The following is a 5,947-nucleotide window of genomic DNA, read 5'->3' on the forward strand; positions in this document are numbered from 1 at the left end:
TCACTGCCGACTGCATCTCGACCAGCCCGCGGACGGCCGCGTCGGGCCGCATCTCGCCGTCGAGCAGCCCGCCGCCCTGCGTGACGATGGTGCCGAACAGCCGACCCAACAGCTCGCGGTAGAGGGCTTCCTTGTTGCCGAAGTGGTAGTAGATCAGCGCCGGGTTCACTCCGGCCGCCGAGCCGATCTGCTTGATGGTCGTGGCCGTGAACCCCTGCCGCGCGAAGAGCGTCTCTGCGGCGTCCAAGATCAGGTCGGCGGTGCGTGCGTCGGTTTCCATGACATTTAGTTAATCGTTTAATCAACTCTGTGCAAGGATGTTCTACGCGGCGTTCGATTGCGAGGATGCGTATGAGGCGCTTGACGGCGGCGCCGCGGCAGGCGAATCTACTTCGACGGCGCAAAGTAGCCGGTAGATATCTCCGCCCCGGAGCACCTGCCGCGCCGCATTCCAAGTACCACCCGCACTTGCGGACTTTCCTCCTCTCGCGCTGGAGAACGGACGATGGCAAAGCTTGGGCTGAAAATGGATGAGCTGGCGGTGGAGTCGTTCGAGACGGGGGCGCACGGCAACGACCTGCGCGGCGCCGGCCACGAGGCGGTGGGCACGCGCATCGGGTGCCCGGCCACGGCGTACGTGACCTGTCCCGCCACCCCGCGCGCCGAGGACTTCCGCGTCACGAACCTCTGCTGCTAAAGACGTGGACGCAGATGTACGAGGCCCCGGCCGCTCTCACCTGAGCAGCCGGGGCTTTTCATCTTCCGCAAGTCCCATCCACCGACTGTTTCGGTAGATAGGCCGCCGGAGATCGATCGACCGATGCGGCGACGTTCAGTCCGCGGCGCGCTCGTACTGGACGGGCCAGGCGATCTTCACGCCGAGGCGGCGGGCGGCGTGCAGGGGCCAGTACGGGTCGCGCAGCATCTGCCGGGCGAGGAGGACCATGTCTGCCGTGCCGCCGGCCACGAGCCCGTTCGCCTGCTCGGGATCGGTGATGAGGCCCACGGCCGCCGTGGCGATGCCGGCCTCGTGGCGGATGCGCTCCGCGAAGCCGGCCTGGTAGCCGGGGCCCACGGGGATCTTCGCGCGCGGCACCAGTCCGCCGCTGGAGCAGTCGACCAGGTCCACGCCCAGCGGCCCCAGCACGCGCGCCAGCTCCACCGACTGCTCCACGTCCCATCCGCCCTCCACCCAGTCCGTAGCGGAGATGCGGATGAAGAGCGGCAGCTCCTCCGGCCACACCTCGCGCACGGCGGACACGACTTCGCGGACGATGCGTGTGCGGTTCTCGAACGAGCCGCCGTACGCGTCCGTGCGGCGGTTGCTGAGCGGCGACAGGAACTGGTGCAGCAGGTAGCCGTGCGCCGCGTGCAGCTCGATCACGCGGAAGCCGGCCTCCAGCGAGCGCCGCGCGCCGTCGCGGAACGCCGCGACGATGCCGCGGATCCCATCTTCCGTCAGCGCCTCCGGCACCGGGTCGCCCTCGTCGAACGCGACGGCGCTCGGGGCGTGGATGGGGCGCCAGCCGCCATCGGCCTCCGGCACGTATCCCCTGCCCTGCCACGGGCGGAAGGTGCTGGCCTTGCGCCCCGCGTGCGCGAGCTGCACGCCCGCCACCGCACCCTGCTCGTGGATGAAGCGCACGCACCGCGCGAGCGGCTCCACGTGCGCGTCGGTCCAGATCCCTAAGTCCTGCGGCGAGATGCGCCCGTCTGCCGTGACCGCCGTCGCCTCGGCGATCACCGCGCCGGCGCCGCCCACCGCGCGGCTGCCCAGGTGCACCAGGTGCCAGTCGCTCGCGAACCCGTCGCGGCTCCAGTACTGGCACATGGGGCTCACGCCAATGCGGTTGCGGAAAGTGATGCCGCGCAGCGTCAGCGGCGTGAAGAGCCCCGTCTCGGTCTGGCTATCCATCCGTGCTCCTGTCTGGGTCCGTTGTCATGTGCGCCCCGGCCGAGGGCTCCGGAGCGGCCCTGCCTTCGGGCATCGCGGGTGCCGCCATGCGTCACACGGCCGGGGTGCGCGAAGAGAGATGCGTGTTCAAACGACGATCTGCAAGAACGCACCGGTTCCGCGGCCAGTGCGAATCTCACATCGTCCGGCCGAGTCAGATCGGATCGGGCGCCCGGCTTTCCGCATCCGAGACCCGGCGCGCGTGCCGCCGAGCCCCGTCGTCTCGTGATGCGCTATCGGCCGGCGCTCGGTGCTTCGCGGCTCAGTGCTTCTCCAGGAACGACAGGCCTTCGGGCAGGATGTGCACGCGGGGACCTTGCGGCGCTTCCAGGCGCCCCCCGCCGCCGCGGCGGATCAGCCCCTGCTCGCGCAGCGCGTCGGTGATGGCGAGCGACTCTTCGTACGACAGCCCCAGCTCCTCGCCCAGTATCCCTGTCGGCACCCACCGCGCCGGATCCCCCTCGGATATCTCCGCTATCCTGCGCAGGAACATCAGCTGCTTCATCTCCGCGACCTGGCTTGCGCTGTCCATGCTCTCCGCTCCCTGGGGAATGCCAAGACTTCCACGGCGCTCCGCAGGAGCAACCCATGTGCCCGCCGGTGCGCTTCCCACGTGATTTGCTCCGGCACCACGCGAGGCCGGCCTTGCAGCGAGACGACTGTCGAGCGCGGCCAAATGCGTGAAATGCGGTTTCGATCACACCACTGGATGCACCGGACCGAGTTGTGGGATCAAACGTTTTCTTGTGATCGGCATACTGCTCCCATATGGTGCAGAAGCCTGCATAAAGTAGCGCCTTTGGGTCCGCTCCCCCCGTTCTCGTATAGCAGTTCCACCGTCCTTCCGATCGGCCAATGGGCCACCTGTGCTCCTTCGGGGGCCGATTCCTTCCGATCTTGCCGGCTGCGCTCCTTCTGCTCTCCGCCTTTGGGCGGGGTGTGGCCGCGGCGCAGAGCACGCTTGGCGCTGACTCCGCGGCGGGGCTGCTCCGGGAAGGCGCGGCGGCGCGGCGGGAGCAGAACGCTGGCGCGGTGTGGCGCGCGATCGGGCTGTGGGAGCGGGCGCGCGCCGCCGCCTCGGAAAGCGGGGACCGCGCCGCGCAGGCGGAGGCGCTGCACCTGAAGGGCGAGGCGCTCGGCGCGCTGTCCGTCTACGACTCGGCGGCGGCGGCGCTGGGCGAGGCGCTGGCGCTGCGGCGGGCGGCGGGCGACCATGCCGCCGAAGGGCTGACGCTGGTGGCGCTCGCCCGCGTGGACCTGGAGACGGGGCGCACGGACTCGGCCCGGTCGCGGGCGAGCCAGGCGCTCGCGCTGTCGCAGGCGCCGCGGGGCACGCGTACGGCCGTGTGGGACGCGGTGGAGGCAGGAGCGCGGACGGTGATCGCCGGCGCCATGTGGCGGACGGCGACACCGGAGGAGGCGTTCCCGCAGCTCCGCAAGGCGCTGGAGCTGCGTCGCCGGCCCGGCGACCGGCGCGGCGAGGGCGAGGTGCTGCAGATGCTGGGCGACGCGCACCGCGGAGCGTCGGGGATGGATTCCGCGCTGGCGTACTACCGCCGGGCCGCGGCGCTCCAGCGGGCCGCCTTCGACCCCCGCGGCCTGGCCTGGACGTACCGCTACGCCGGCCTGGCCTTCGGCTGGCTGGCACGGCGCGATTCGCAGGCCATCTACGCACGACGCGCGCTGTCGCTCTTCCGCGAGGTGGGCGACCGCCGCGGCGAGGGGATGGCGCTGGCCGACATCGGCCGCTTCTACCGCACCACGAGCATGTTCGACTCGGCGGCCGTCACCGCCCGCCAGGCGCTGGCGCTGCTGCGCAGCGTGGGCGACCGCTGGAGCGAGGCTACGGCCATCGCCGACCTGGGCAACAACTTCCGCTTCACCGGGCACCCGGACTCGGCCGCGGCCTACATGCGGCTGGCGCTGGACCGGTACCGGGAGACGGGCGACCTGCACGGGCAGGGGTGGATGCTGCAGTCGCTGGGCTACCTGAGCATGCAGCAGGGCCGGCCGGACTCCGCCATCCTCTTCTACCGCCCCGCCCTGGAGCTTCGCCGCCGCACCCACGCGCGCGGCAACGAGGCGCTGATCCTGGACGAGCTGGGCGTGGCGCACTCGCGGCTGGGCCACGCGGACTCGGCCCGCGCGGACTACCGCCGGGCGCTCCGGATCTTCCGCGAGGGGGGCGATACGTGGAACGAGTACTACGTGCTGCTGGACCTGGCGAACCTCGGCCGGAGCGGGAGCGCCGCGGGCGACGCGCGCACCGCGACGGTGCTGTACGACTCGGCCGCGTACGCGCTGGACCGCGTGCTCTCGCAGATGGGCGCGGACGACGACCGGCTCGTGTACGTGGGGACCACGTCCGGCCCGTCCGGCGCCTGGACGCTGGCGTGGCTCGCCAGGGAGCGCGAGGCGGGAGCGAGCCGGGCGCGGCTCGCGGCGCTGGCGGCGGGAGAGCGGGGCCGGGGGCAGCTGCTCGTCCAGCTGATGCGGCGGGCGGGCGTCCGGAGCCGCCCGGCAGACGGCGGGCCGGGCGCGATCCGCCGGCCCGGTGCCGACCTGGCCGCGGAGGGCGGGGCGCTGCTCGCCAGGGCGCGCCGCACGGGCGGGACGATCCTGGTCTACCAGCTCGCCGGCGACACCCTCCTCCGCTGGGTGGTTCCTCCTTCCGGTGCGCTCCTCCTCTTCGCCTCGGCCGTGAGGCGAGATTCGCTGGCGGCGTGGGTGGGGGCCGCGCGCGCCGAGATCGGCGCGGACGACGCGGCGGCGCGCGGCGCGGGCGCGGGTGCCCGCCGGGCGCCGGCTCTGGAGAGGCCCCCGGTCCCGGTCGCGGTGCCGCACGGTGGAGCCATGGAACGGCTCGCCGGCTTCCTCCTTCCGGAGCCGGTCGCCTCCCGCCTCCCCCCCGGCGGCGAGGTCGTGATCGTCCCGGCGGGAGTGCTCGGGCTGGTGCCGTTCGCGGCGCTCCGGCTGCCCGGCGGGGATTACCTCGGAGCGCGGAATCCCCTTCGCTACGCGCCTTCGCTCACCGCCCTCGGCGAGGCCCAGGCCCGGCCCCGCGTTTCGCGCGGCGAGTTCGCCCGTGCGCTGGTGGTGGGCGACCCGGCCATGCCCACGGTCACCACGTACACGGGCGAGCAGGTGGAGCTGGAGCCGCTTCCCGGCGCCGGACGGGAGGCGGACGAGGTAGCGGCGCGCCTGCACGCCGCCGTGCTGCACGGCGCCGCCGCGGGCGAGAAGGCCGTGGCCGCCCGGCTCCCGCGGGCGCCGCTGGTGCACCTGGCCACGCACGGCTTCGCGTATGCGTCGCGCGAACGGGCCCGCGACTCGTTCGTGGCCCTCGCTCCCGGCGGCGGGGAGGACGGGCTGCTCACCGTGGCGGAGGTGCTCTCGCGGCCGGAGCGCATGCGGGCCGAGCTGGTCGTGCTCTCCGCCTGCCAGACCGGGTTGGGCAGCGTGCAGGACGCGGAGGGCACGGTAGGCCTCCAGCGAGCGTTCCTGGCCAGGGGCGCCCGCAGCGTGATGGTCTCGCTGTGGAGCGTGAGCGACCGCGCCACCGAGGCCCTGATGCGCGGCTTCTACCGGCATTGGCTCGGGGATGCGGACGGTCCTGGCAAGGCCGAGGCGCTGCGCCGGGCGCAGGCGGACGTGCGCGGCACCGCGGGGATGGAGCCGCCCGTCTTCTGGGCGGCGTTCCAGCTCGCAGGCGCCGGCTGAATCCGCCCCCGGCCCGGCGAAGGAAGCTGCTTGCGCTTCGGCGAACGTCAGGAACGGGTCGGGGGAGAAGCGCTCCCGGCCAGAGGGCGGCCGGCGTGCATCCGCCGGCCGGCAGTCATCGCACGATCACCTCGTCACCATGGAGGAGGCCACCATGACCAAGGTCGCGGCCGGAAAAGGCGTGGCCAGGCGGTACCGGCTCGGCGAGCTGGCCGTAGAGAGCTTCGTGGTCATGCAGAAGCGCGGGTGCAGCAACACCGATCCCAACAGCGG

The 5,947-nt window shown here is 72.7% G+C and carries 5 protein-coding genes; 2 read left to right on the top strand and 3 right to left on the bottom strand.

All coding sequences use genetic code 11. The features are described from left to right. Positions 1 to 280 (bottom strand): helix-turn-helix domain-containing protein (locus VFE05_12560; GenBank protein ID HET6230896.1); only part of this gene is annotated, 280 nt, incomplete at its 3' end. Positions 281 to 505: 225 nt separating this feature from the next. Here VFE05_12560 and VFE05_12565 point away from each other — a divergent pair. Next, positions 506 to 697 carry a hypothetical protein gene (locus tag VFE05_12565; protein HET6230897.1) on the top strand — a complete coding sequence of 64 codons (192 nt, stop codon included), beginning with the start codon at positions 506 to 508 and terminating at the stop codon, positions 695 to 697. A gap of 135 nt (positions 698 to 832) precedes the next feature. On the opposite strand, the gene VFE05_12570 is transcribed toward VFE05_12565, so the two are convergent. Together VFE05_12570 and VFE05_12575 are read right to left on the bottom strand one after the other, a co-directional pair. Continuing rightward, on the bottom strand, positions 833 to 1,915 hold the full coding sequence (locus tag VFE05_12570) for an NADH:flavin oxidoreductase/NADH oxidase (GenBank protein HET6230898.1): 1,083 nt from the start codon (positions 1,913 to 1,915) through the stop codon (positions 833 to 835). Between the two features lie 301 nt (positions 1,916 to 2,216). Then, entirely contained in the window at positions 2,217 to 2,486 is a 270-nt protein-coding gene (locus tag VFE05_12575; GenBank protein HET6230899.1) for a hypothetical protein, read from the bottom strand. Between the two features lie 365 nt (positions 2,487 to 2,851). Here VFE05_12575 and VFE05_12580 point away from each other — a divergent pair, with 365 nt between their 5' ends. Beyond that, positions 2,852 to 5,674, top strand: coding sequence for a CHAT domain-containing tetratricopeptide repeat protein (locus VFE05_12580; GenBank protein HET6230900.1), 2,823 nt, complete (start codon positions 2,852 to 2,854; stop codon positions 5,672 to 5,674). Positions 5,675 to 5,947: the final 273 nt, after the last annotated feature.

It is taken from the genome of Longimicrobiaceae bacterium, from assembly GCA_035696245.1.
Lineage (GTDB): Bacteria > Gemmatimonadota > Gemmatimonadetes > Longimicrobiales > Longimicrobiaceae > DASRQW01.